At 30.9% G+C, this 23,934-nt stretch carries 23 protein-coding genes; 16 read left to right on the top strand and 7 right to left on the bottom strand.

Annotation, left to right across the window (positions count from 1 at the left end; genetic code table 11):
* Positions 1-206: 206 nt before the first annotated feature.
* From AC2I98_RS07765 to carB, 8 genes are all read left to right on the top strand, one after another.
* Positions 207-785, top strand: a complete 579-nt coding sequence (locus AC2I98_RS07765; RefSeq protein WP_486414019.1) for a GNAT family N-acetyltransferase — start codon at positions 207-209, stop codon at positions 783-785.
* A 70-nt stretch (positions 786-855) separates the two neighbouring features.
* Entirely contained in the window at positions 856-1,308 is a 453-nt protein-coding gene (locus AC2I98_RS07760; protein ID WP_486414018.1) for an arginine repressor, read from the top strand.
* Between the two features lie 7 nt (positions 1,309-1,315).
* On the top strand, positions 1,316-2,497 hold the full coding sequence (argG, locus tag AC2I98_RS07755) for an argininosuccinate synthase (protein ID WP_486414017.1): 1,182 nt from the start codon (positions 1,316-1,318) through the stop codon (positions 2,495-2,497).
* Positions 2,498-2,579: 82 nt separating this feature from the next.
* Positions 2,580-3,566 carry an N-acetyl-gamma-glutamyl-phosphate reductase gene (gene argC / locus AC2I98_RS07750; protein WP_486414016.1) on the top strand — a complete coding sequence of 329 codons (987 nt, stop codon included), beginning with the start codon at positions 2,580-2,582 and terminating at the stop codon, positions 3,564-3,566.
* Between the two features lie 35 nt (positions 3,567-3,601).
* Entirely contained in the window at positions 3,602-3,961 is a 360-nt protein-coding gene (locus AC2I98_RS07745; protein ID WP_486414015.1) for a four helix bundle protein, read from the top strand.
* A 36-nt stretch (positions 3,962-3,997) separates the two neighbouring features.
* On the top strand, positions 3,998-5,134 hold the full coding sequence (locus tag AC2I98_RS07740) for an aspartate aminotransferase family protein (RefSeq protein ID WP_486414014.1): 1,137 nt from the start codon (positions 3,998-4,000) through the stop codon (positions 5,132-5,134).
* Positions 5,127-6,215 (top strand): glutamine-hydrolyzing carbamoyl-phosphate synthase small subunit, encoded by a 1,089-nt coding sequence (gene carA / locus AC2I98_RS07735; RefSeq protein WP_486414013.1) that lies wholly within the window; start codon positions 5,127-5,129, stop codon positions 6,213-6,215. The genes AC2I98_RS07740 and carA overlap by 8 nt, the downstream gene beginning before the upstream one ends.
* Positions 6,216-6,226: 11 nt before the next feature.
* On the top strand, positions 6,227-9,457 hold the full coding sequence (gene carB / locus AC2I98_RS07730; RefSeq protein ID WP_486414012.1) for a carbamoyl-phosphate synthase (glutamine-hydrolyzing) large subunit: 3,231 nt from the start codon (positions 6,227-6,229) through the stop codon (positions 9,455-9,457).
* A 120-nt stretch (positions 9,458-9,577) separates the two neighbouring features.
* On the opposite strand, the gene AC2I98_RS07725 is transcribed toward carB, so the two are convergent.
* The 5 genes from AC2I98_RS07725 to AC2I98_RS07705 form a co-directional block, all read right to left on the bottom strand.
* Positions 9,578-10,606: a DUF3667 domain-containing protein gene (locus tag AC2I98_RS07725; RefSeq protein ID WP_486414011.1), complete on the bottom strand. Its 1,029-nt coding sequence runs from the start codon at positions 10,604-10,606 to the stop codon at positions 9,578-9,580.
* A gap of 73 nt (positions 10,607-10,679) precedes the next feature.
* Positions 10,680-11,312 carry a hypothetical protein gene (locus tag AC2I98_RS07720; RefSeq protein WP_486414010.1) on the bottom strand — a complete coding sequence of 211 codons (633 nt, stop codon included), beginning with the start codon at positions 11,310-11,312 and terminating at the stop codon, positions 10,680-10,682.
* Positions 11,313-11,407: 95 nt separating this feature from the next.
* Positions 11,408-12,115 carry a hypothetical protein gene (locus AC2I98_RS07715; protein WP_486414009.1) on the bottom strand — a complete coding sequence of 236 codons (708 nt, stop codon included), beginning with the start codon at positions 12,113-12,115 and terminating at the stop codon, positions 11,408-11,410.
* Between the two features lie 60 nt (positions 12,116-12,175).
* On the bottom strand, positions 12,176-12,898 hold the full coding sequence (locus AC2I98_RS07710; RefSeq protein WP_486414008.1) for a tRNA threonylcarbamoyladenosine dehydratase: 723 nt from the start codon (positions 12,896-12,898) through the stop codon (positions 12,176-12,178).
* Between the two features lie 14 nt (positions 12,899-12,912).
* Entirely contained in the window at positions 12,913-13,569 is a 657-nt protein-coding gene (locus AC2I98_RS07705) for a TatD family hydrolase (protein WP_486414007.1), read from the bottom strand.
* A 145-nt stretch (positions 13,570-13,714) separates the two neighbouring features.
* On the opposite strand from AC2I98_RS07705, the gene AC2I98_RS07700 reads away from it, so the two are divergent.
* The 3 genes from AC2I98_RS07700 (at position 13,715) to AC2I98_RS07690 (ending at position 16,953) form a co-directional block, all read left to right on the top strand.
* Positions 13,715-15,169, top strand: a complete 1,455-nt coding sequence (locus AC2I98_RS07700; RefSeq protein WP_486414006.1) for a T9SS type A sorting domain-containing protein — start codon at positions 13,715-13,717, stop codon at positions 15,167-15,169.
* 101 nt (positions 15,170-15,270) lie between these two features.
* Positions 15,271-16,677 (top strand): multidrug transporter subunit MdtD, encoded by a 1,407-nt coding sequence (gene mdtD / locus AC2I98_RS07695; RefSeq protein WP_486414005.1) that lies wholly within the window; start codon positions 15,271-15,273, stop codon positions 16,675-16,677.
* Positions 16,678-16,695: 18 nt separating this feature from the next.
* Positions 16,696-16,953, top strand: a complete 258-nt coding sequence (locus AC2I98_RS07690; protein WP_486414004.1) for a CPCC family cysteine-rich protein — start codon at positions 16,696-16,698, stop codon at positions 16,951-16,953.
* Between the two features lie 52 nt (positions 16,954-17,005).
* Here the strand turns inward: AC2I98_RS07690 and AC2I98_RS07685 are convergent, their stop codons facing one another.
* Positions 17,006-18,046 (bottom strand): asparaginase, encoded by a 1,041-nt coding sequence (locus AC2I98_RS07685; RefSeq protein WP_486414003.1) that lies wholly within the window; start codon positions 18,044-18,046, stop codon positions 17,006-17,008.
* A 127-nt stretch (positions 18,047-18,173) separates the two neighbouring features.
* Between AC2I98_RS07685 and AC2I98_RS07680 the strand changes: the two genes are divergently transcribed.
* The 5 genes from AC2I98_RS07680 to AC2I98_RS07660 all read left to right on the top strand — a co-directional run bounded on the left by AC2I98_RS07680 (position 18,174) and on the right by AC2I98_RS07660 (position 23,437).
* A complete protein-coding gene (locus tag AC2I98_RS07680; RefSeq protein WP_486414002.1) occupies positions 18,174-19,010 on the top strand; it encodes a hypothetical protein in 837 nt (278 codons plus the stop codon).
* 62 nt (positions 19,011-19,072) lie between these two features.
* Positions 19,073-19,528 carry a peptidoglycan-binding protein LysM gene (gene lysM, locus AC2I98_RS07675; protein WP_486414001.1) on the top strand — a complete coding sequence of 152 codons (456 nt, stop codon included), beginning with the start codon at positions 19,073-19,075 and terminating at the stop codon, positions 19,526-19,528.
* Positions 19,529-19,676: 148 nt separating this feature from the next.
* Positions 19,677-20,519 (top strand): OmpA/MotB family protein, encoded by an 843-nt coding sequence (locus tag AC2I98_RS07670; RefSeq protein WP_486414000.1) that lies wholly within the window; start codon positions 19,677-19,679, stop codon positions 20,517-20,519.
* An 87-nt stretch (positions 20,520-20,606) separates the two neighbouring features.
* Complete coding sequence (locus AC2I98_RS07665; RefSeq protein WP_486413999.1) at positions 20,607-21,905, top strand: cation:proton antiporter; 1,299 nt, start codon at positions 20,607-20,609, stop codon at positions 21,903-21,905.
* Positions 21,906-22,042: 137 nt separating this feature from the next.
* Positions 22,043-23,437, top strand: a complete 1,395-nt coding sequence (locus AC2I98_RS07660; protein WP_486413998.1) for an AAA family ATPase — start codon at positions 22,043-22,045, stop codon at positions 23,435-23,437.
* 57 nt (positions 23,438-23,494) lie between these two features.
* Here the strand turns inward: AC2I98_RS07660 and AC2I98_RS07655 are convergent, their stop codons facing one another.
* Positions 23,495-23,929 carry an META domain-containing protein gene (locus tag AC2I98_RS07655; protein ID WP_486413997.1) on the bottom strand — a complete coding sequence of 145 codons (435 nt, stop codon included), beginning with the start codon at positions 23,927-23,929 and terminating at the stop codon, positions 23,495-23,497.
* Between the last annotated feature and the right edge of the window lie 5 nt (positions 23,930-23,934).

The raw sequence follows: 23,934 nt of genomic DNA, 5'->3' as shown, positions 1-23,934 counted from the left end.
AAATATAATATTTAACTTTGCATCTCAGTATAATAACTGAATATCTTGTTGATTAATGGAAGAAATTATTGAAATTATTCTTCTCAATTATGAGAGTAGCTTTCCGATAGAAAGCAAACCTTTTGGTTCTCATATTTTACTTAAGTGTGATGACAAAGGGTCATCTTTTCCCAATCCCTCTTTATTAATCGACTTTCCCCTAAATTATGTATGTTAGAATAGCAAATGCAGATGATGCCAAGTACACAGAATTGTTGTGCGAATGGTACGAAGAATCAGCTCGTATGAGAAAAACGGGTATTGCTAAACGAAATCCAGTTTATTTAGAGCGCAAAATGCGTAATGGAAATGCTGTGATTGCTTTTGATAATAATGATCAAATAGCAGGGTTTAGCTACATTGAAACGTACGAAGAAGAAAAATTCGTCGTAAACTCAGGTTTAATTGTTCGTACAGATTTAAGGAGTTCAGGAATTGGGCGCGAAATAAAACAAGCTGTTTTTGAATTGTCACGTACTAAATTCCCGAAATCAAAAATCTTTAGTATTACAACTTCTTTAGCTGTAATGCGTATGAACACAAAATTAGGATACAAGCCAGTAACTTTTTCGGAATTAACGCAATCGGATGAATTTTGGAATGGATGTAAAAGTTGTAAAAACTATCACATCTTAATGGATAATGATCGCGAGCGTTGTATTTGTACAGGATTGGTTTATGATAATCTTGATGACAAGTACGCTAAGCAAGCAAAACAAAATGTTGATAAAAAAGAAAGTGAATAAATATACGAGCTAAGGTTTTTTTTTGTCTAAAATGAGTATATTTGCATAAAATTTCGAATAAATATTCAAAATGAGTAATAAAAAATACAGATTCCAGATTATAAAGGATTTAATAACAGATCAAGAAATAAGTAATCAAGACGAATTATTAAAAAAATTAATCGATTTAGATATCTCAGTTACTCAAGCTACTTTATCCAGAGATTTGCGCGAATTGAAAGTTTCAAAAGTTCCTAATAGTTCGGGACAATACATTTATCGCCTTACTGAAAGTGCAGCTCCAACAACAACTGTTACACATAACGAAAACGCAACTTTGATTTTCTCTAACAACTTGGGAGTAATTAAAACAAAGCCAGGTTATGCAAACAGAATCGCTTTTGAGATTGATAACACGCATTTCAATACAATAATTGGAACAATTGCTGGAGACGATACGGTATTGATCGTAATGAAAGAAGAGAGTACCCGTGAAGAGGTTACCAATGAATTAAGAAGAATTATTCCCAATATAAACAAATAAACAAACAATGAGCAATAAAGCAGTTTTAGCTTACAGTGGTGGTTTAGATACATCGTACTGTTTAGTAAATTTAACAAAAGATCAAGGAATGGAAGTACACACAGTAATTGTAAATACTGGTGGATTTTCTGAAGAAGAATTAAAAGATATTGAAACTCGCGCATACGAATTAGGTTCTTCTAAACACGTAACAATCGATATTACAGATAAGTATTACAACGATTGTGTTCGTTATTTAATCTACGGAAATATCCTAAAAAACAACACATATCCATTATCTGTAAGTGCTGAACGTATGTTTCAATCAATTGCAATTGCTCAGTACGCAAAAGATGTAGATGCAGAATATATTGTACACGGATCTACTGGAGCTGGTAACGATCAAATTCGTTTTGATGTTGCTTTCGCAGTAATCTCTCCAAATTCTAAAATTATCACTCCTATTCGCGACGAAAAATTATCTCGTCAACAAGAAGTTGATTATTTACAAGCAAACGGAGTAAACTATAGTTGGGAACAAGCAAAATATTCTATCAACAGAGGTATTTGGGGAACTTCAGTTGGAGGTGTAGAAACATTAACATCTAACCAAGCTTTACCAGAAGAAGCATATCCAACACAATTATCAAGAACTGAACCATCTGTAATTGAAGTTGAATTTGAAAAAGGTATTCCAGTTGCTTTAAACGGAAAAAAATTAACTCCAGTTCAATTAATTCAAACATTAAACGAAATCGGTGGTGAATATGCTATCGGACGTGATATCCACGTAGGTGATACAATTTTAGGAATTAAAGGACGTGTAGGTTTTGAAGCTCCTGCTGCTTACATATTAATCAAAGCGCACCACTTATTAGAGAAACACACTTTAACAAGATGGCAATTATTACATAAAGATTCTTTATCTAACTGGTACGGAACTTTATTACACGAAGCACAATACTTAGATCCTGTAATGCGTGATATCGAAGCTTTCTTAGAATCATCACAAGAAAGAGTTACAGGAAAAGTAAAATTACAATTAAACCCATATCATTTCTCAATGATCGGTATAGAATCTCCTTTCGATATGATGCAGTCTAAAGTTGCTGTTTATGGAGAAGAAAATGACGCTTGGGATTCTAGAGATGCAAGAGGATTTATTAAAATATTTGGTAATCAATTAAAGATTGTTCATAGTTTTGATTAATTGATTCGTTAAAGTGGGTTCATTGACTTGAATCCACTTTATTTCAATATTCAGATTACAATAAACACGCACAACAAACAAAATGACAAATAAAATTAATGTAAGTATCGTAGGAGGGGCCGGCTACACAGCTGGAGAATTATTACGTATTTTGATTCATCATCCTAACGTTAATATTTCTTCAGTTTACAGTACGTCCAATGCAGGCAATCCCGTTTCTAAAGTACATGACGATTTATTAGGTGAAACCGATATCATATTTTCTGACCAAATTGATGAAAATGCCGATGTCGTTTTTTTATGCCTTGGTCATGGGAAATCTGCAGAATTTTTAACGAATAACAAGTATGCAGATCATACAATTGTTATTGATTTAAGCAACGATTTCCGTCTAAATGCAGATAAAAACTTTGATAACAGAGAGTTTGTTTATGGATTACCAGAATTTAATCGTGCTGCAATCTTAGAAGCTAAAAATATTGCAAATCCAGGTTGTTTTGCGACAGCAATTCAATTAGCTTTATTACCATTAGCAGCTAGCAAAGCTATCTCAGAAGATATTCACATCAATGCAATCACAGGTTCAACTGGTGCTGGTCAATCTTTATCAGCTTCAACTCACTTTAGCTGGAGAAACAACAATGTTTCTTTTTATAAAGAATTTAATCACCAACACGAAGGAGAAATCTATCAAACTTTAAATACGTTAGAGCCAAATTTTGATGATAAAATCTTTTTCTTACCAATGAGAGGAGATTTTACTCGCGGAATTTTAGCTGGTATTTATTTAAAATCTGATTTATCTGAAGAAGAAGCGATTCAGTTATATAAAGAATATTACAAAAACGAACCATTTACACATGTTTCTGATGAGCCAATTGCTCTAAAACAAGTTGTGAATACAAATAAATGTTTAGTACATGTGCAAAAACAAAACGATGTTTTATTAATTACTTCTGTAATTGATAATTTAACAAAAGGTGCATCGGGACAAGCAGTACAAAACATGAACATCATCTTCGGATGGGACGAAAAATTAGGTTTAAACCTTAAAACAGTAGCGTTTTAAAAAGTTATGAGTATTGAGTCTTAAGTATTGATTTTATGCAAGATTATAGAAAATTAAAAGTTTGGAATCGTTCTCATCTTCTGGTTTTAGATTTATATAAAATGGTTAATCTATTTCCGAAAGAAGAACAATTTGGATTAATCTCTCAAATCAAACGTGCATCATCATCTATTCCTGCTAATATTGCAGAAGGATGTGGTAGAAACTCAAATAAAGATTTCGCTCATTTTTTAAACATAGCTTTAGGTTCATTGAATGAAGTAACATATTTCATTCTATTGGCCAAAGATTTAGAATATATAACAATTGAAGAATATTCAAAATTAACCGATGAGTGTAATGAAATAAAAGCGATGTTAATTTCATTAATTAAAAAAATTAGAGAAATTAATTAACTCATTACTCAGAACTCATCACTTAAAACTTATTAAATGAAACTATTCGACGTATATCCATTAATGAATGTAACTCCGGTAAAAGCCAAAGATTGTATCCTTTGGGACGAAAACGGAAAAGAATATTTAGACCTTTATGGTGGTCACGCAGTGATTTCAATTGGTCATTCACACCCACATTATGTGGAAAAAATTACAGAACAAGTTAACAATATCGGATTTTACTCTAACTCAGTTCAAATTCCAATTCAAACAGAATTAGCTGAAAAATTAGGACGTTTATCTGGATATGATGATTATACATTATTCTTATGTAACTCTGGAGCAGAAGCTAACGAAAATGCTGCAAAATTAGCATCTTTCCACACAGGTAAAGATCGTATTATTGCTTTTAACGGAGCTTTTCACGGACGTACATCAGGATCTGTTGCTTTAACAGACAACCCAAAAATTGTAGCACCTTTCAATGCACATCACAAAGTATCTTTTGTAGATTATAACATCGATGCAATTAAAGAAATAATTGCTGGTGGTGATGTAGCTGCAATCATTTATGAGCCAATCCAAGGAGTTGGAGGAATCATTTTACCATCTGACGAATTTATCCAAGAATTAAGAAAAGTTTGCACTGAAAATAATGTTGTTTTAATCGCAGACGAAGTACAATGTGGATATGGACGTTCAGGAAAATTCTTTGCTCATCAACATTCTGACATAAAAGCAGATTTAATTACGATGGCAAAAGGAATGGGTAACGGTTTCCCTATCGGAGGAGTTTTAATTTCACCAGAATTTAAAGCATCTTACGGATTATTAGGAACAACTTTTGGAGGAAATCATTTAGCTTGTGCGGCAGCAGTTGCAGTATTAGATGTCATCGAACAAGAAAATTTAATAGATAACGCTAAAGAAATAGGAGAATATATCGGAATCCAATTAAATAAATTTCCAAAAATCACAGAAGTTCGTGGTCGTGGATCAATGATCGGAATCGAATTTGACTTCCCTATCAATGAGTTAAAAAATAACTTATTAACAAAACACAACATTTTTGTTGGTTACGCAGGTACAAACGTTATTCGTTTATTACCTCCTTTAACAATTACAAAACAATACGTAGATAAATTCATATCAGCATTAGAAACTGAGATAAACATTATCATCAATGGATAAGACAGTAAAATTAGTATTCCAAGACGGATTAGAAATCGAAGGAAAATCTTTCGGTGCATATACTTCTGCTGCAGGAGAAGTAGTATTCAACACGGCATTAGTTGGATATAATGAGAGTTTGACTGACCCTTCTTACAAAGGGCAGATTATGGTGATGACAGCTCCAATGATTGGGAATTACGGTGTTCCTGATGATAAAGCTATGATTAAGGAAATTGAAACTTGGATGGAATCTAACAAAATTCAAGTTACTGGTTTAGTTGTTTCTTATTATGCTGATGATTATTCACATTGGAATTCAATACAAAAATTAGGAACTTGGTTAGAAAGTCAAAATATCCCAGGTATTTATGGGGTTGATACACGTATGATTACTAAAAAATTACGTGAACAAGGTTCTACTTTAGGAAAAATTGTTGCTGAAAATGATGTAGAATATTACGATCCAAACGAAGATAATTTAGTAGATCAAGTTTCTTGTAAAGAAGTTATTCGTTACAACGAAGGCGCTGATATTAAAATTGTTTTAATTGATTGTGGTGTTAAAAATAACATTATCCGTTGTTTTGTAAATCGTGATGTAGAAGTAATTCGTGTGCCATGGGATTATGATTATTCAACTTTAGAATACGATGGATTATTCATTTCTAACGGACCTGGAGATCCTGCAATCTGTGTTCCTACAATTAATAATATCAAAGAATCTTTAAAAGGTGATAAACCAATTTTCGGAATCTGTTTAGGAAACCAATTAGTAAGTTTAGCAGCCGGAGCTTCTACTTTTAAATTAAAATACGGACACCGTTCGCATAATCAACCCGTACAATTAGTTGGTACAAAAAGATGTTTTATCACATCTCAAAATCACGGTTTTGCGGTAGATGATTCAAAATTACCAGAAGGTTTCAAAACTTTCTTTACAAACTTAAATGATGGTACTTGTGAAGGAATTCGTCACGAATCAAAACCATTCTTTACAGTTCAATTTCACCCAGAAGCAATGGGAGGACCAGTTGATACAGAATATTTATTTGATGAATTCATCGAAGAAGTAAAAAAATATAAAAACGCTAACGCATAATCAGAATCACGATGTTAAAAAAAGATATTAAAAAAGTATTAGTATTAGGATCAGGAGCACTAAAAATTGGTCAAGCTGGAGAGTTTGATTATTCTGGTTCGCAAGCGTTAAAAGCGTTAAAAGAAGAAGGAATAAAAACAGTTTTAATTAATCCAAATATTGCAACTGTACAAACTTCTGAAGGAATAGCAGACGAAGTTTACTTTTTACCTGTAACTCCATATTTCGTAGAAAAAGTAATTCAAAAAGAAAAACCAGATGGTGTTTTAGTAGCATTTGGTGGACAAACTGCATTAAATTGTGCGGTAGAATTAAATAAAGATAACATCTTCGAAAAATACGGTGTTGAAGTTTTAGGAACTCAAATTCCAGTAATTGAAGCAACAGAAGATCGTGATATTTTTATCGAAAAATTAGATCAAATCGGAGTTTTAACTGCTCGTTCTGAAGCTGTAGAAACTGTTGCTGATGCAATGGAAGCTGGAAAAAGAATTGGTTTCCCATTAATTATTCGTGCAGCTTACGCCTTAGGAGGTTTAGGATCTGGATTCGCAAACAACGAAGAAGAATTATTAGAATTAGTTGAAAAAGCATTCAATTATTCTAACCAAGTTTTAGTTGAAGAATCTTTAAAAGGATGGAAAGAAATTGAGTACGAAGTTGTACGTGATGCTTACGATAACTGTATTACAGTTTGTAACATGGAAAACTTCGATCCAATTGGAGTTCACACTGGAGAATCAATTGTAATCGCTCCATCTCAAACTTTAACAAACTCAGAATACCATAAATTACGTGAAATTGCAATTCGTACAATTCGCCACCTTGGTGTAGTTGGAGAATGTAATATTCAATATGCTTTTGATACAGTATCAGAAGAATACCGTGTAATTGAAGTAAATGCTCGTTTATCTCGTTCTTCTGCTTTAGCTTCTAAAGCAACTGGATATCCATTAGCTTTCGTTGCTGCGAAATTAGCTTTAGGATATTCTTTAAACGAATTAAAAAATAGCGTTACACAAATTACATCTGCAATGTTCGAGCCTGCGTTAGATTATTGTGTTGTAAAATTACCTCGTTGGGATTTAAATAAATTCTACGGTGTACGTCGTAACATTGGATCTGCAATGAAATCTGTTGGAGAAGTAATGGCAGTTGGACGTTCTTTCGAAGAAGCAATTCAGAAAGGAGTTCGTATGTTAGATATCGGACACAGAGGATTTGTAGCAAACTCTTTCACAATTCCAGAAGGAGAATCGTTAGATACTTGGTTAGCTGAGCCAAATGATGAACGTTTATACGCTATCACAGAAGCTTTTAAAGCTGGATATTCTATCGAAAAAATCCACGATTTAACTAAAATCGATTTATGGTTCTTACAACGTTTAGAAAGAATTTTTAATATTTCTAAAGAATTTGAAGCATTAGAAAGATTTGAACAAGTTGATGCAGATTTAGTAAAACGTGCAAAATTAGCTGGTTTCTCGGATCAACAAATTGCAGTTTTAGTTAAAGGAAATCAAAACGTACACAGAAACGAATTAACAGTTCGTGAATTACGTAAAAACTTTGGTATCGTTCCTGTTATTAAACAAATGGATACTTTAGCTGCCGAATTCCCTGCACAAACAAACTATTTATACGTAACATACCACGGAATAGAAAACGATTTAACTCCAGAAACTGACAAATCAGTTTGTATTTTAGGATCTGGTGTATATAGAATTGGTTCTTCTGTAGAATTTGACTGGTGTTGTGTAAATGCAGCACAAACAGCTTCTAAAAACGGATACAAAACAATTATCATCAACTATAATCCAGAAACAGTTTCTACGGATTATGATGAATCAGACCGTTTATACTTCGAAGAATTATCGTTTGAACGTGTAATGGATATTTTAGATTTTGAACAACCAGAAGGAACAATTATTTCTACTGGAGGTCAAATTCCGAATAACTTAGCCATGAAATTATACGATCAATCAATCAATATTTTAGGAACTTCTCCTTTACGTATTGATGATGCAGAAAATCGTCATAAATTCTCAGAAATATTAGATGAATTAGGTATCGATCAACCACGTTGGAAAGAATTATCTTCTTTAGAAGCAATTCACAAATTCGTAGATGAGGTTAATTTCCCAGTTTTAATTCGTCCTTCTTATGTATTATCAGGAGCTGCAATGAACGTAGTTTCTAATACAGAAGAATTAGATGCTTTCTTAAAATTAGCGAAAGAAGTTTCTCCTGATTATCCAGTTGTAGTTTCTGAATTCGTTCAAGGAGCAAAAGAAATTGAATTAGATGCAGTTTGTCAAAACGGAGAAATTGTTGATTATGCAGTTTCAGAACACGTAGAATTTGCGGGTGTTCACTCTGGTGATGCTACAATGTATTATCCACCACAAAAAGTTTACATCGAAACAATTCGTCAAATGCGTAAAGTTGCAGCTAAAATTGCAAAACGTTTTGAGATTTCTGGACCAATGAACATTCAGTTCTTATCTAAGAATAATACAGTTCGTGTAATCGAAACTAATATTCGTGCATCACGTTCTTTCCCATTCGTTTCTAAAGTTGCTGGAAATAACTTAATCGAAAAAGCGACAAGAGTTTTATTAGGATTAGAAGTTGAAAAAGGACATTCAGAAATTGTTTACGATTTAGATTTCGTAGGAGTAAAAGCATCTCAATTCTCATTTACACGTTTAGCTGGTGCCGATCCTGTTTTATCTGTTGATATGTCTTCTACTGGAGAAGTTGGTTGTATTGGAGATACTGCTGAAGAAGCTTTATTAAAATCGATGATTTCTGTAGGATACGAAATTCCAGAAAGAACAGTTTTAATTTCTGGTGGACCAATCGAATCTAAAGTTGCTTTATTAGGACCTGCGAAACAATTAATCGAGAAAGGTTATAAAATTTATGCAACAGAAGGTACGCACAAATTCTTTACAGAAAATGGCGTTTATTCTACTTTAGTTTACTGGCCATCTGATAAAAAAGAACCAAATGTAATGTCTTACATTCACGATAAGAAAATTGATATGGTTATTAATATTCCTAAAAACTTAACAAAAGCGGAATTAGATAACGATTACAAAATTCGTCGTACAGCGGTAGATTTTAATATTCCATTAGTTACAAATGCACGTTTAGCAGCAGCTTTTATTAATGCTTTTTGTACTTTATCTATCGATGATTTAAAAATCAAAACTTGGAGCGAATATCTTAATAAATAAGAAGTTAGAATTTAGATATTAGAAAGCCTCGCAATGCGAGGCTTTTTATTTTATAATCATTCAAAACTCATTTCAGAATCCCATTAAGTGTGAGAAGTTGAATTTATTTAGTTTCTGTTTTTAAACATTTAAGTAAGAATAAACCAAAATCCCAACTACAATTAAGAAAAATATGATTGTGTTAATATTAAGCAGAATAACTCCTTTTATAAAACTTATTATAAATCCTTGATGATAGAGTTTATAAAGTGCAATAAAAAAGTAAATAATAATATAGATTACAATAAGTATATTGAGTAATAAAACAATTGAGGAAATTGCATTAATATCTATAATATTTGATAATTTGTTGAGTAAGAAAATCACCAAAATGGACAAAAGAATTACCGTGAAATAATGCAGCGTAAAAATTCCGTGATCAAAATACCACCATTTCTTTTTGTTGTAAAAAACCCATAAAAAGAATGCAAAAAAAGGCATATATACAAAAAGAACTTTCGGAATAACATGTAATGAATTTTCTACAATAGCTTCTCCCATTTGTTCGTCAGAAACCTTTCTTTGTCTCAACTCTTGATATTTTTTTATTATCGGAGTTAAAATAGGAATATCTCTTTTAACTTTAGACTCCATCATTTCGATAGATTCATCATTCAAATCTTCTAAAGAGTTTACATCTTTACTTTTTTCAACTACAGTTTTTATTTTTTCATTTTGTTCTTTGGATATAAAGTTTTTACTTTTTAAACTATCTAAAGCAGCATTTATAGCTTTTTCTTTTTCGAAAGTAGGTGTTAGTTCTATTGTAGTTGTCGTTTTATTTTCATGCGATTTAGAAGGGAAAATTGAAATCGCAAAGAAAGTTATAAAACTGACAAAAATATACATCTTTACAGGATTTACAGAACTATTTCGTTTTCCGCTTAGATATTCTTTTGTTAATTGTCCTGGTTTTAAAAATAGTTTTTTTATTGTTTGCCAAAAACTACCATCGTAATGAAGAAAATCTTCGATAAAATGGGTAAATAAAAAGTGAAAAGGTTGCCGAGTTTCTACATTTTCTTGTCCGCAATGGGTGCAATAAAGTTCTTCTACGTGATGTCCACAATTCTGACAATTGTGATCTTCTCTTATTTTTCCGTGACTCATGTGTTAATTAAATAGTTATAAAGCTATAAAAAGATTATTTATTTTGAAAAACACAGGTTTGAAAAGTTTAAAATTATTTTGAATTTGTTCTTTTTCTTAAATTGAAGAATAAACTAAATAATAATAAGACTGAAAATAGACTAATAATAATAATGTAAATTTTATTAGTTGATTTTAGTTTTAAAATTTCATTTTCGTATTCAGTAAGTAATTCATTGTTTTGATCTGAATAATCCCCATAAATATCTACATCAAGAATGTTTTTTTTATTTTTAAAAAATTGATTACTTAATAATTGTAAAGAATCCAATTCATTTTTTTCTACAAATTTCAAATCCAGTGTTTTCATACACATATTTGTCATTGTTCCAACATCTGTGCGAATACCATAGACCAAATATGTTTCGTTTAACTTAAATGTAATTCCACATCCACCAAACAAATTTTCTGATGGTGTATAAATAGTTGTATAATGTTTTTGAGATTTGTCTTCCTTATATTTTCTTTTATAATCTTTGGTAATTTCAAATGTATAAGCATAGACAAGATTTGAAGAAAAATCATATTTTGTAGTATCAACCGCAATTACTTTTCCTATAAAAACGGCATCAACATTATCAAAAATTTCTTCTACAGAAAATTCTCTACAACTACAACCAAAAGTAAAAGTTGAGAGGAAGAATATGAAAGTAAAAAAGTATTTCATTCGATTAGTGTTTTGACTAATTTACATTATTTATTAAAACAAAAAAATCCACTTCTTTCGAAGTGGATTTTAAAATATGTAAAAAAATAATTTTCTTAAAATTCAGCAAAAAAAGCTTCTGCTTTTTCTACTCCGTTTGCATCAAGAGCTTCTAATAACTCTTTCTTGATTTCTGTTAATTCTTTCTTTTTCGCTTTTTTCAGAACAGGTTTAGCTGTTTCTAAAAAGTTTTCGATTTTTTCTAATCCACGAGAACTTAAGAATTTTTCGTCTGTTTTTTTCAGTTTTGCATAAACTTGTAACAACATTTTACATTGTTCTAAAGCCAATGCATATTCTTTTACAGTTTCTAACGTAATCATGTAATGCAACATCAATTGTACAGATGGCATATTGCGTTGATGACCAAACTTAGTATATTTTTCTAATGCAATCCCGAAACATTCTTGGCTACGTTCGATGTTTTTATTTAAAGCTGCAGAAATTACAACATTAAACCAATCATCTGAATTATCAGAGTTTTGAGCCAAATCAAAAAAAGCATTGTCTGCATTTTCAAAATCTTGTAAACTATAATATGATAAAGCAATTAATTTCTTAGCATCGTATAACTGTTTTGGGTCTTTTGCATCCAATAAACCTTCACAAACTTTGATACACATCTCGAAATTACTATTTCCAAATAAATCTCTCGCGGTATTCAACAACGAGTTAGTCGCATTCTGTTCCAACGCTTGCTCGTACATAAATTGACGCGCTCTCAAAACATCTTCGTATGTGATATAATCGTAATTGACTTTCATTTTTTTCGTCTCTTTGTTAATTTGCAACTAAATTACTTAAATCTTTAAGAAAGTAGTTAATTATTTATCATTTTTTAATAAATGTCGAATCACTGTTTCAGCAGCATGTAATCCAAATAAACCAGGCATCCAAGAGTTGGTTCCATAAAAAGATTTTTTATAGTTTTTGCCATCAGTTAATTTTACCGATAATTCATCAGGAACTTCTGTCGAAAAAACAGCTTTAACACCTTTATTAATACCTTCTTTTTTTAAGCGCTTTCTAACATTTTTTGCCAAAGGACAAACGTCAGTTTTACTAATATCGCGTACTTGGACTTTACTTGCCAAATATTTTCCTCCAGCACCCATGTTACTAATTACTTTAACCTTTTTGCGTTTTGCGGCTAAGATTAAATTAATTTTTGGCGTAACAGAATCGATACAGTCTAACACATAATCAAAATCAGGCGTAACGATTTCGTGTGTACGTTCTGGACTCAAAAATTCGTTGATACGTGTTAATTCTAATTCAGGATTAATATCCATCAAACGATCGCCAACGATATCTACTTTATGTTGTCCAACTGTCGAATGTAAGGCGGGTAATTGACGGTTAATATTTGTGATATCAACTGTGTCACCATCCACAATTGTCATTTTACCAACACCTGCGCGTGCAATAAATTCTGCGGCAAAAGAACCAACGCCTCCTAAACCTACTACTAAAACATTAGATTTTTTAAGGTTTTCTAAACCTTCTTTTTTGAATAATAATTCAGCTCTTTCTTGCCAAACTGCCATTGAAATGTATTTTATTATAATTGAATTTCGTAATCAAAAATTGCTTTCCAATTTTCTGCTTGTTGAAGCTTTAATTCTTCGATTGTTATTTTTCTCAAATCTGCTGCAAAAGCATAAATTTCTTTTATCGGAATTTCGCTTGCATCATTTTCTAAAAAGAATTGATTTGCAGAAATTTTTGCAAATATAATTTGTAAGTTTTTGTTATAAAGAAGATTTTTACCAAAAGATACAAAACAATTTTGCGTAATAATTTGATTGAGCAATTGTTCGTTCTTATTGAAACCATGAAAAATAAACGGTATCGTTAATTTCATTTTTTTACGAATCTGTAAAATTTCTTGATAAGCCCGAACTGAATGAATAATGACTGGAATTCTATTTTCTTCCGCTATTTGTAATTGTTTTTCAAAAATCTCGATTTGTGACTCAAAATTAGTTTCACATAATTTATCTAATCCAATTTCTCCGATTGCTAAACAGTTTTTATTTGAAATAGCTTGTCTAATAAGTTCTATTTCTTCTTCTATTGATGAGGTTTTGATATAAGCTGGATGAATTCCGATAGAAAATAACTTCACTTTATCATTCAAATCATTTGGAAACTGATTATACAATTCCAAAATATCTGATTGATTTGATAAATGATGCGTATGAGCGTTGAGAAACATAAATTCAAAAATACAAAATAAACGATATCTCTACTAATTAGGATTTTAAAGATTATTTGTAATTAGTATAAACTACTTAAATAGGTTTATTGATTTATGTTAAGTGTTTTAAATATAATATATTAGAAGTTAAATTAACAAAAACATGAAGAAAACACTATTTACAATTTTATTAGCGGCAGTAATGTCGAGTATTCCGTTATACGGACAGAGTGGGAAGGCACCTAATTTTAATGAATTAACGACAGAGAAAGAGTTTACAAAGAAAGCGGATGAAAATTTTCCAACAACAAATTGGATTGATAATGCAGATACCTCTTGGTATAATTCTACTTCTACATCTTTTACTTTGGGTAATGCAGAGCAGTTAGCTGGATTAGCAAAATTGGTTTTTGATGGAAATGATTTCTTGGGAAAAACGATTATTATTTCTAATGATATCGATGTAGGAAAACATTTGTGGACTTCTATTGGTTATGGGTATCAAAAGCCTTTTTCAGGAACTGTATTAGGAAATAATCATACAATCAAGAATGTTTTAATTAACAGACCAACTGGAGATTTTGTTGGTTTTTTTGGACAAGCTTTCAAAGCAACTTTCAAAGATTTAAAAATAGATAATATTAAGGTTAGAGCAAAAGATACAGCAGGTTGTTTTGTTGGTAACCTTTCTACAAATAGTCTTGTAGATAACTGTCATGTAACAAATGCAGAAATTATTACAACTTCTTATAATATTGGTGGTTTTGCGGGAAGTGTATTAACAGATTCTTTTGTTAATAATTCTTCTTTTGAAGGATACGTAGAAGGGAAAAATCAAGTTGGAGGATTTACAGGGAATTTATGGGATAAATCTACAATAACAAATTCTTTTGCAAAAGGAAAAGTTGTGGGAGGATATATTATTGGAGGATTTGTAGGTTTTACGACAATGGCTTTTGGTCCGAATAGAATGAATACGATTAAAGATTCTTATTCTATTTCAGAAGTAGAAGCAGAGTTAGAAAGAGCGGGAGGGTTTGCAGGTTATGCACAAACAGCATTAACAGTAGAAAATACATATACAGTTAGTATAGTAAAAGCTCCAATGGCAGTAGGAACTTATGCTGGTATGATAGGAAGTGCTAAGATTACCAATTCTTATTTTGATGAAACAATTTCTAGTATAGATGGAATTGGAACTTTTGAATTTGAAGGTGTAACAGCTGATGTTACAGGAAACACAACAACTGCAATGAAAAATGAAACATTTGCAAATAAATTAAATGCTTCAAATTCAGAAAAGCCATGGAAATTTGTAAGTGGATTGAATGATAATTATCCAGTTCTTAAGTTTCAAAATCTAAGTACGCAAGAATATTTGACTAAGAATATTAATGTCAGAATTTATCCAACAGCAACAGATAAAATGTTGAATATAGAATCTAATAAAGAAGTGTTAGATTATAAAATAAATGATTTGAATGGTCGCAGCTATTCAAAAATAAAATCAACTAATAATCAAAGACAAATTGATGTTTCATCACTTCCAAAAGGAGTTTATATTATTACTATTCAAACAACTGGAGGAACTAAAAATTTGAAGTTTATTAAAAAGTAAATTATACATAAAAGACCTAAATTTTTTTAGGTCTTTTATTCTTCTTAAATATAGAAATTAATGATATTTAAAAGGGAATAAAATTTGCTATGCAACTACCAATGAATAATGAAAATATTTTAAGTCCAAAATTGTTAAAATACTTGCCATGGTTAGGAGCGATGGCAATTTTTATGCAATCATTAGACGGTACAATTCTAAATACTTCTTTACCTACAATTGCAAAAGAATTAGGAAAATCCCCTTTAGAGATTCAGTCCATAATTGTTGCTTATACGTTAACTGTAGCATTATTGATTCCTTTGAGCGGATGGCTTTCAGATAAATATGGAACAAAAAAAGTATTTCAAGCAGCTATCTTGATTTTTACATTTGGTTCCACACTTTGTGCATTTGCTACAACATTACCTTTTTTAGTTATTTCTCGTATTATTCAAGCAATTGGTGGTGCAATGATGGTTCCTGTAGTTCGGTTAGCAATTTTGTATGCATATCCAAAAAGTGAATTATTGAAAGTGATTAATTTTATTACAATTCCGGGTTTAATAGGACCGTTATTAGGACCAACGATTGGTGGAATTTTAGTTGAAACACTTTCTTGGCATTGGATTTTTATTGTGAATATTCCATTCGGAATTATTGCACTTTGGATGACTACTTTTGCAATCCCCGATTTTAAACATCCAGTTTTTAAATTTGACCTAAGAGGTTTAATTCTTTTTAGTGGTGGTGTTACGATGCTAACCTTGATAATGGAATTAACTTCTTCTCGTGTAATAGGATTACAAACAGTTTTAGCGTTATCAGCCGTTTCAATTTTCTTAATTGGATTATATATCTATCATGCAAAACATAAACAACATCCTTTAATTGATTTAAATCTTTTCAAAATTAGAACGCTTAAAATAGGAATAATAGGAAATCTAATAACACGTTTAGGAATTGGAGGAATGCCTTTTCTTATTCCGTTGTTATTGCAAGTTGGATATGGTTATACTGCTACAGTTGCAGGATTGATCATGATTCCGTCTGCTGCAAGTAACATTATTGCGAAATCATTTGTTGTTCCAATTGTGAATAAATTTGGATATAGAAACACATTGATTGCAAATACGATTATATTAGGATTAATTATTTCGTTATTTTTCTTTTTAGGATCAGAATCACCAATTTATTATATCATTCCATTAATGATTTTGAATGGATTTTTTAGTTCAATTCAATTTACAGCGATGAATACACTTTCATTAGCCGATTTGGACGAAAATACATCGAGTGAAGGAAATAGTTTATTATCTGTTACGCAACAATTATCCTTGACTTTTGGTATTTCAGTTGCAGCTCTTATTTTAGGTCTTTTTAGAGAAATGGAAGATTTAACAAAAGGTGCAGAAGTACAAGCTTTCAGATATTCGTTTTTAACAATGGGTGTGATGACAATTTTATCTACTTATATTTTTTTTAAGTTGAGAGAATCAGACGGAGCTTCAATGTCAGGGAAGAAATAAATGCTATCTTAGTAAATTATGACTAATAAAGAAGGAATGTATAAATGTCCATGTTGTGGATATTTTACATATTCTGAAAAACCAACTAATACGTTTCAATTATGTGAAGTATGTTTTTGGGAAGATGATGGAATTCAATATAATGATCCTTTGTATGAGGAAGGAGCAAATAAAGTATGTTTAGAGCAAGCGAGGAAAAATTTTCAAGAGTTTGGAGTTTCAGAGAGAAAATTTCTTGATTTTGTTCGTAAACCTTTTGAAGATGAGAAGTATTAAAACATAAAAAACGCTACAAATTTGTAGCGTTTTTTATGAAATTTATATCGATTTAATCATTATAAAAATGATGACGAAGTTCTCCTTTTAAGTTTGCTTCGTATTGTGTTTTAAATTCTTCTTTCGAAAGATTTTGACCTAATAAATAAATAGCTTTCGTAATTGCAGCTTCCATTGTTAAATCAAAACTTGAGATTGCACCCATATTTAATAAAGCATCACTTGTTGCATAACGTCCAAGTTCTACCATTCCACCTGCACATTGCGTGTTGATGATAAGATGAATTCCTTGATTAGTTATATCCTCTAATAATTCAATAAACCAATCGTCTGTAAAAATATTTCCTGTTCCGAAAGCTTCAATAATAAAGGCTTTTGTATTTGGAGCTTTTAAAACACTTTCGATAAAAGAACGATTCATTCCTGGGAAAATTTTCAAAACACCAACATCTGCATTCAGATTTTTATTGATAGAAAGTTTACCAGTAACATTATTTTTCAACAACAAATCTTCTTTCACTTCCAAATGAACTCCAGAAACTCCAATTACAGGATAATTCGGTGATTCGAATGCGTCAAAATTTTCTGCATTAATCTTTGTTGTTCTATTTGCACGAAATAATTTGTATTCAAAATATACACAAACTTCTTTAATAATTGGTTTGTCATTTTTTCGTAATGAAGCCAATTGAATTGACGTAATCAAATTCTCTTTTGCATCTGTTCGCAAATCTCCAATTGGTAATTGAGATCCAGTGAAAATAACAGGTTTTTCAAGATTATCAATCATAAAACTCATTGCAGAAGCCGTATATGCCATTGTATCAGTTCCGTGTAAGACAACAAAACCATCATAGTTTTCGTAATTTTGTTGTATTGTTTCAGCAATTTCTATCCAATATTTAGGTTTCATATCAGACGAATCAATTGGCGTATCGAAACTATGGTAGTCAAAAGAACAATCTAACAGTCCTAATTCTGGAATTTGTTTCAACAAATTATCAAAATTAAAAGGTTTTAAGGATTGGTCGCCATAGTCTTTAGCCATCCCAATTGTTCCTCCTGTGTAGATTAATAAAATTTTTGTTTGCATTGAGTTTTGATTAATTTCTGGTTAAAATTAACCATTATAAAAAATCTGTACAACATCTTTTCAAAAACTCTGATATTTTGCTAAATTGGATGAATTATTGAGAATAGAATTATAAAATACAAACTTGATGAAAATAGTACTTTTAGCCATTACAACTTTGATAACATCAGCATATGTTAGTGCACAATCTGACGAAGGATTGTTTGAAGTTGAGTATGAAATGAATGGTCAAGAATTAAAATCCTTTGCTTTTTCTACTGATAATTGTTCCCAAAGTTTGATTGTAAAATCGTGGGAAAATTGGGTAACAAACAAAGAAGGGGCTTCGGGTTTTCTTAAAAAACATGAAGCGAGTAATATCAAGTTCAAAAATTCGCAAGATGTTTATAAATCTGTGATCAGTTTGGTTGATGAAGAAAACGGAAAAACAACTGTGATTAATACGTTAACTGATCAAAATGGAATGACCTTTAATAGTAATTCGGCAGAATTTGAAAAGATTTATAATCAATTGAAAGATTTAGCTGTAAAAACGAAGCAAGGTTGTGTTCGCAATGAACTGAAATTGGCAAACGAGAATATGATTCGTTTGGCGAAAGAGAATGCAGATGCTCAATTGAAGAAAGGAAATTCTATCAAATCATATTTAAAAAATAATAATACGTTATTAAAATTAGAAAGCAAGAAACAGATTTTGGGCGATAAGTTAGATTTAATCGTAAATCAACTAGAAAGAGAATCTGATGATAAAGCAACTGATGGATTAATGAAGAAAAAAATTAAAACCGAAAATGCTTTAAAAACAATCGAAGATCAAGTGGTTTCGTTAAATGGAAAAATTCAAACAGCAGAAGATAATGATAAAGGACTTGATGCAAAGATTAATCAATTGACAAGCCAAATCCAGCAACAGCGCACAATGAGTGAAAATTTAAAAAAGAAATATTCATCAATTGCACGATAATTGTAACAGAAATCATATATTTACTAAATATCAACAAATAAATATTATTAAATCAACTCACTATGGGATTATTTTCATTTATTAAAAATGCCGGAGAAAAAGTCTTCGGAGGAGCAGAAACTCCAGAAGAAAAAGCAGCTAAAGTAAAAGATCAAGTTGCAAAACAAGGATTCGATTTATCAGGAGTTACATTTTCTGCTGATGGAGATAAAATTGTGGTAGCTGGACAAGCTTTGGACATCAACGAAAAACAAAAAATCTTAGCTACGGCTGGAAATATTGATGGAGTTGATGGAGTAGAAGATCAATTGACATTAAAAACGCCTTTAACAATTGAGATTCCAGATATTTCTAAGACAATGTACACAGTAAAAAGTGGAGATTCTTTGTCTAAAATTGCTAAAGAAGTATATGGAGATCCAATGCAATATCCAAAAATCTTCGAAGCAAACAAGCCAATGTTAAAACACGAGGATAAAATTTATCCTGGACAAGTTTTGTATATCCCTCAGGGTTAATGCAATATAAATAAAATTACATCGTTAAAACTCCTACAACCTTATGATTGTAGGAGTTTTGTATTTTTACAGCATGGTTTTTGCGGAATATTAGTTCCAATAAAAAAATAATAACATATATTCGTATAACTGAAATAAAAAAATAATTATGAAAGTTTCAATTTTGCCAGTAGCGGTAATCGCTGCTTCAACTTTATTTAGTTGTGTGAGCCAGAAGAAGTATGATGAATTACAAAACAAATTCAACTCTGCTTATTCTGAAAACCAAGGATGTCAAACAGAATTGGCTGTAGCGAAAGCTAAATTAGCTAATTATGAAGCGAATCAAGGTCAATTCGAAAACACAGTTCAGAGTGAAAGAAACCAAATTAAACAATTACAAGAGCAATTGAAAAATTGTATTAATGGAGGTTCTAAAAATGTTTCTGAGTTAGTGAACGAAATCAACCAATCAAACAAATATATCAAACACTTGATTGATGCAAAAAGCAAATCAGATAGTTTGAATATGGTATTAACAAACAACTTAACTCGTTCTTTATCAAGTAACGAAGCTAAAGATGTTGATGTTAAAGTATTGAAAGGTGTTGTGTATATTTCGTTAGCAGACAATATGTTATACAAATCTGGAAGCTACGAAATTTCACCAGCTGCAGGAGAAACTTTAAGTAAAATTGCTAAAATCATCAATGATTATAGAGATTACGATGTATTGATTGAAGGTAACACAGATAATGTGCCAATCTCTAAACCAAACATTCGTAACAACTGGGATTTATCTGCTTTACGTGCATCTTCTGTTGTACAAGCATTACAAAACCAATATGGAGTTGATGGAAAACGTTTAACTGCTGGTGGTCGTGGAGAATACAACCCATTAACTACGAATGCTACTGCAGAAGGTAAATCTAAAAACCGTCGTACACAAATTATTATTTTACCTAAGTTAGATCAATTTATGGATTTAATTGGACAAGCTCCAAAAAACTAATTAGATAAATAATTCAAATTAATATAAAAAGAGCCACTTTAGAGTGGCTCTTTTTTTGTACCTTTTTCAAAATTTTAATCAAAACCAATGGAACTATATTATTCTTTTTCGGTTCTAATTGTTCTCGCAGCATTATTTTCTTATGCAAATATTCGATTTTTGAAATTGCCAGGGACAATTGGAATTATGATTATTGCTATGCTTGTTTCTGTCGCCATCCGTTTATTGGGTGATAGTTATTTTCCTGACGCCACAAAAGAGTTTTTTCAATTATTTAATAGTTTAGACTTCAATGAAATATTGATGGGAGCAATGCTTAATTTTCTGCTTTTTGCAGGTGCAATGCATGTCAATATCCTCGATCTTAAAAATTTAAGATGGACAATTGCAACCTATGCAACAATTTCTGTTGTGTTATCTGCTTTTATCATTTCAGCGATTTTATATTACATCGCACCCTATTTCGGCATACAAATTCCGTATATCTATTGCTTATTATTCGGAACATTGATTTCGCCAACTGATCCAATCGTTGTATTAGGAATTTTAAAACAAGCAAAAGTTCCAAAGATCATCGAAACTAAAATTACTGGAGAATCACTATTTAACGATGGTGTAGCAGTAGTAATGTTTGCCGTAGTTTTACAAATCGCAACCAATCCAAATTTTGACGCAGATTTCGCAAGTGTTTCCAAATTATTTTTAATGGAAGCAGGAGGAGGAGTTTTACTTGGACTTTTGTTAGGATTTACAGCTTCCAAATCGATGAAAAAAATTGATGATTATAAAGTATCTGCTTTAATCACTTTATCAATTGTAATGGGAGGTTTTTTAATAGCAAAAGAACTTCATGTTTCAAGTCCATTAGCGATGGTAATTGCTGGATTGATTATCGGAAATTATGGTAAAAAAGTAGCGATGAGTAAAACGACACGCGATTATCTTGCTAAATTTTGGGAATTAATAGATGAAATTATGAACGCCATTTTATTCCTTTTTATAGGCTTTGAATTGTTGTTGATAGAAGATTTAATGGATGAAATTTTACTTGGAATTGTAACTATTTTTATTGTTTTGTTATCGAGAATGTTATCTATAATAATTCCTGCACGAACTATTTTAAGAAAAAATACGTTTTCCAAAGGTTCATTAATTGTATTGGTTTGGGGAGGAATTCGTGGAGGAGTTTCTATTGCATTAGTACTTTCTATGCCAAATTCAGAATGGAAAGATTTGTTATTAGAAATTACTTACATCGTTGTTCTATTCTCTATCGTGATACAAGGTTTAACTGTTGGTAAAGTAGCAAATCGTGTATTAAAAGATGAGGTAGATGAAGCGAATAAAGACGAAATGGAAGAATATCTTCATTCATCAAAATTATAATGTTGAAAATATATTAATCATACAAGAAAGCGCATCTATAGATGCGCTTTCTTGTTTAACAGAAGTTTAGAACTAATAGTTGTCTTATTCGTGAATTAATCTTTATTTTTAATAGAAATTAGAACAAACCACCAAAAATGAAATTAAAAGATTTATCTAATCAACTCGAAATATCTTTAGGAAGTTTACAAAACTTTATCAATGATTTTAATATTGATCTAAGTTTTTGTATCGATGAAAATTTTAATGTAACACAAGATTTTCTTGACTTTTCTGAGAAGAACAAAGATTTTTTGAAGAAATATGCCGAAGATTATTCTAAAGAAAAAACTATAGGAGAAATAGCACAAACAATTGGTGCAAAAGAAGAAGAAGTTCTTCATTTTTTTGTCTCGAATGGAATTCCAGCTGAGGTTGCAAAACAAATGAAAACAGGTGTTTCCAGTTATTTGATTCATTCTTATATTGGAGGTAAATATCCTTTCATAGAAAAAGCTTTTCCGCAATGTGAGGATTTTTCTGGTAAAACATTAGTCGGTTATACAGATTTATATTTTTATCTGACAGATATGTTAGATCCATTTATTAGTAAAGATCAAGTTGAAAGGTGGGGAATTTCGAAACCTGCAGGGTTAGTTTTATATGGACCTCCTGGAAGTGGGAAAATTTATTGGGCAAAGAAAATTGCAGATATGATTGGTTATGAATTTGTACACGTTTTCAATGATTATTTGATCGGGAATTTTGATTCGAAAAAGAATAAATTTTCAGATTTTTTATCAAAGAAAATGAATCAACCCAAAACATTATTGTTTATTGATTCGTTTGACGAATTGTTACATTCAACTTCTGAGAATACAATTTATCCAGAAATGGTTGATTTATTTTATTCTGTTTTGCGACACATTCAGAAGAATGACAAACAAGAACTTTTGATTGTTGGTTCTGTAGAATCTTTAGCAAGTCTGAATGACGAGATTGTTGCACCAGGTCGTTTCGATTTACATATTCCAATTTTTCCACCAAGTTTAGATGAGCGCAAGCAATTATTGTTACATCATTTAACGGCTAATTTGGCTTCGGATTCTCCTTTGTTAAAAATTTTGAAAAATCAAAATGCACTAAACAAAGATTTTTGGACGCCATATGCTGCAGAGATGAAACTCTTTTCTAATACAATGTTGATTGATTTTACACAATCACTCAAGAAACGCTTGTATGCCTTATACAGAAAAGATGAAACAAAAAATATCGTACTAACAGAAAAAGTTTTATTTTCTGCATTTCAAGAAGCTAAATCTAAATTAACGTCAGATTATTTGAGGCATTGTGCTATTTTTATCAATGAAGCAAAACAAAATGTTGGACAAGATTTTCCGCATCGTTTAATTGAATTAAATTCTGATTTAGAGTTTTATTTATCATCAAAAGAAATTCCGATTACAAAAATTGGTTTTAAACAAAGTGAGGAAACAGTCGTTGAAACTCCAAAACAGTCAATCGAAGAAAATAAAGAAGTTCAAAATAAATAAAATAAACCACAAAAAAAAGCGCTCTAAGAGCGCTTTTGATTTTATATATAACGAAAATTAAATAGTTTTAAATTTCATCAATAAAATATTGCCTTTGTAAAGATGTAATTCTTTTCCAGAAACTTCGTAACGATTAACATTTTTCAACATTGATAAAAATGCTTTTTCTTCATTCAAATTTGGACAAGCCATTTTTGTTTCAGAAAAATTTACAAAGCTTGTTACACCACCAACTTTTGTAAAAGATGCATTAAAATTATTGCAACCAGCAAAACCACTTACAGTAGAATTAGCTTCGTCAATTGTTATCATGATATCTTTTTCGTACAAACCTTTTACCACATTGTTGTCGTTTGTTAAATACCAATTTTGATTTGAAATTGATACTTCCCCTTTCGGTTTTAATTTTGCTGTATTTGCACTTGTAGAACAAGACGTAGTTACAACGCTCATCAAAATAGTAGCTGAAAATAGGGTTACAATCTTTTTCATTTTTG

It is taken from the genome of Empedobacter sp. EJD.6dd (genome assembly GCF_057369435.1).
Note: the sequence above shows the minus strand (reverse complement) of the source record. Positions and strands in the feature narration are given on the sequence as shown.

What these genes read in the sequence shown, in the direction of transcription:
- AC2I98_RS07765 (WP_486414019.1), top strand. Translation starts at nt 207, where the DNA reads ATGTATGTTAGAATAGCAAATGCAGATGATGCCAAGTACACAGAATTG.
- AC2I98_RS07760 (WP_486414018.1), top strand. Translation starts at nt 856, where the DNA reads ATGAGTAATAAAAAATACAGATTCCAGATTATAAAGGATTTAATAACA.
- argG (WP_486414017.1), top strand. Translation starts at nt 1,316, where the DNA reads ATGAGCAATAAAGCAGTTTTAGCTTACAGTGGTGGTTTAGATACATCG.
- argC (WP_486414016.1), top strand. Translation starts at nt 2,580, where the DNA reads ATGACAAATAAAATTAATGTAAGTATCGTAGGAGGGGCCGGCTACACA.
- AC2I98_RS07745 (WP_486414015.1), top strand. Translation starts at nt 3,602, where the DNA reads ATGCAAGATTATAGAAAATTAAAAGTTTGGAATCGTTCTCATCTTCTG.
- AC2I98_RS07740 (WP_486414014.1), top strand. Translation starts at nt 3,998, where the DNA reads ATGAAACTATTCGACGTATATCCATTAATGAATGTAACTCCGGTAAAA.
- carA (WP_486414013.1), top strand. Translation starts at nt 5,127, where the DNA reads ATGGATAAGACAGTAAAATTAGTATTCCAAGACGGATTAGAAATCGAA.
- carB (WP_486414012.1), top strand. Translation starts at nt 6,227, where the DNA reads ATGTTAAAAAAAGATATTAAAAAAGTATTAGTATTAGGATCAGGAGCA.
- AC2I98_RS07725 (WP_486414011.1), bottom strand. Translation starts at nt 10,606, where the DNA reads ATGAGTCACGGAAAAATAAGAGAAGATCACAATTGTCAGAATTGTGGA.
- AC2I98_RS07720 (WP_486414010.1), bottom strand. Translation starts at nt 11,312, where the DNA reads ATGAAATACTTTTTTACTTTCATATTCTTCCTCTCAACTTTTACTTTT.
- AC2I98_RS07715 (WP_486414009.1), bottom strand. Translation starts at nt 12,115, where the DNA reads ATGAAAGTCAATTACGATTATATCACATACGAAGATGTTTTGAGAGCG.
- AC2I98_RS07710 (WP_486414008.1), bottom strand. Translation starts at nt 12,898, where the DNA reads ATGGCAGTTTGGCAAGAAAGAGCTGAATTATTATTCAAAAAAGAAGGT.
- AC2I98_RS07705 (WP_486414007.1), bottom strand. Translation starts at nt 13,569, where the DNA reads ATGTTTCTCAACGCTCATACGCATCATTTATCAAATCAATCAGATATT.
- AC2I98_RS07700 (WP_486414006.1), top strand. Translation starts at nt 13,715, where the DNA reads ATGAAGAAAACACTATTTACAATTTTATTAGCGGCAGTAATGTCGAGT.
- mdtD (WP_486414005.1), top strand. Translation starts at nt 15,271, where the DNA reads ATGAATAATGAAAATATTTTAAGTCCAAAATTGTTAAAATACTTGCCA.
- AC2I98_RS07690 (WP_486414004.1), top strand. Translation starts at nt 16,696, where the DNA reads ATGACTAATAAAGAAGGAATGTATAAATGTCCATGTTGTGGATATTTT.
- AC2I98_RS07685 (WP_486414003.1), bottom strand. Translation starts at nt 18,046, where the DNA reads ATGCAAACAAAAATTTTATTAATCTACACAGGAGGAACAATTGGGATG.
- AC2I98_RS07680 (WP_486414002.1), top strand. Translation starts at nt 18,174, where the DNA reads ATGAAAATAGTACTTTTAGCCATTACAACTTTGATAACATCAGCATAT.
- lysM (WP_486414001.1), top strand. Translation starts at nt 19,073, where the DNA reads ATGGGATTATTTTCATTTATTAAAAATGCCGGAGAAAAAGTCTTCGGA.
- AC2I98_RS07670 (WP_486414000.1), top strand. Translation starts at nt 19,677, where the DNA reads ATGAAAGTTTCAATTTTGCCAGTAGCGGTAATCGCTGCTTCAACTTTA.
- AC2I98_RS07665 (WP_486413999.1), top strand. Translation starts at nt 20,607, where the DNA reads ATGGAACTATATTATTCTTTTTCGGTTCTAATTGTTCTCGCAGCATTA.
- AC2I98_RS07660 (WP_486413998.1), top strand. Translation starts at nt 22,043, where the DNA reads ATGAAATTAAAAGATTTATCTAATCAACTCGAAATATCTTTAGGAAGT.
- AC2I98_RS07655 (WP_486413997.1), bottom strand. Translation starts at nt 23,929, where the DNA reads ATGAAAAAGATTGTAACCCTATTTTCAGCTACTATTTTGATGAGCGTT.